This window comes from Mycolicibacterium vulneris (assembly GCF_002104765.1).
GTDB classification, from domain to species: Bacteria; Actinomycetota; Actinomycetes; order Mycobacteriales; family Mycobacteriaceae; genus Mycobacterium; species Mycobacterium vulneris.
In genome coordinates this window covers 1-1,073 of the sequence record NZ_NCXM01000092.1, presented here as the reverse complement: position 1 = coordinate 1,073, position 1,073 = coordinate 1, and the positions used below count along the sequence as shown (strand labels likewise).

Genomic DNA, 1,073 nt, shown 5'->3' with positions numbered 1-1,073 from the left:
TCCGGTGATGGTGATGACGCCGCGGTGGTGTAGCCGGTGGTGATAGGGGCAGACCAGCACCAGGTTGAACAACTCGGTAGCACCGCCGTCTTCCCAGTGCCGGATGTGGTGGGCGTGCAGACCGCGGGTGGCGTCACAACCCGGAACCGCGCACATGCGATGGCGGTGCTCGAGCGCGCGGCGCAGCCGCCGGTTGATCACCCGCGTCGCGCGGCCGGCGCCGATGGGCTGCCCGTCACGTTCGAACCACACTTCACAGGTGGCATCACAGGTCAGGTAGCGGCGTTCGGCGTCGGACAGCAGCGGCCCCAGATGCAGTCCGGCGGTGCGCTGCTGGGCATCGACGTGCACCACCACCGTGGTGTGATGGCCGTGGGGGCGGCGGGCGGCCTCGGCGTCCCATCCGGCCTCGACTAGGCGCATGAACGCCTCACCAGCGCTCGGCAACGGCGGTGCTTGATCGCTGGCGCCGTCGCCGTGATCCCGCTTCCACTCGGCGATCAGCGCCTCACGATGAGACGACAGCGCCGCATCGACCTTCGCCGCATCCAGGTGTGGGAGTGTGATCCGCCAACAGGTGAACTCCTCGCCGTGGGTCTTGGTGATCGAGGGATGTGGTTGCGACCGAGGACCGGGTTCGGGCCGCGGCTCCAGCTTGACCGCGGCGCGCAGCTGGTTAACCGTGGCAACCGACGCCAGCTGGGCGTAATGCTCATCGGAACCCTCGCCGGCGCGTGCGGCGATCACACCAACCTGATCCAGCGACAGCCGGCCCTCCCGCATGCCGGCCGCGCAGCGGGGAAGCTCGGCCAATCGGCGCGCCACGGTGGTGATCGTATGAGCGTTTGCCGAGGACGAACCCAGCTTCCAGGCCACCAACGCCGGCACCGACCGTGCGCCCGTGGCCCCGCAGAGCTCATCGCGATCCAGCTCGGCCACGATCTCCACAATGCGCCCATCAATCGCATTGCGCTGACCCGCCAACTCCGCCAGCTCGTCGAACAGTTCCTCGACTCGCTCGGCAGGGCTCACCGCCACCGGAGACGACGCAGTCGAGGACATAACGACATCAT

General features: G+C 68.3%; 1 protein-coding gene. It reads right to left on the bottom strand.

Annotated features, from left to right (window positions below; all coding sequences use genetic code 11):
• Positions 1-1,062, bottom strand: a 1,062-nt coding sequence (locus B8W69_RS29480) for an HNH endonuclease signature motif containing protein (RefSeq protein WP_085293151.1), incomplete at its 3' end; no start/stop codon positions are given.
• Between the last annotated feature and the right edge of the window lie 11 nt (positions 1,063-1,073).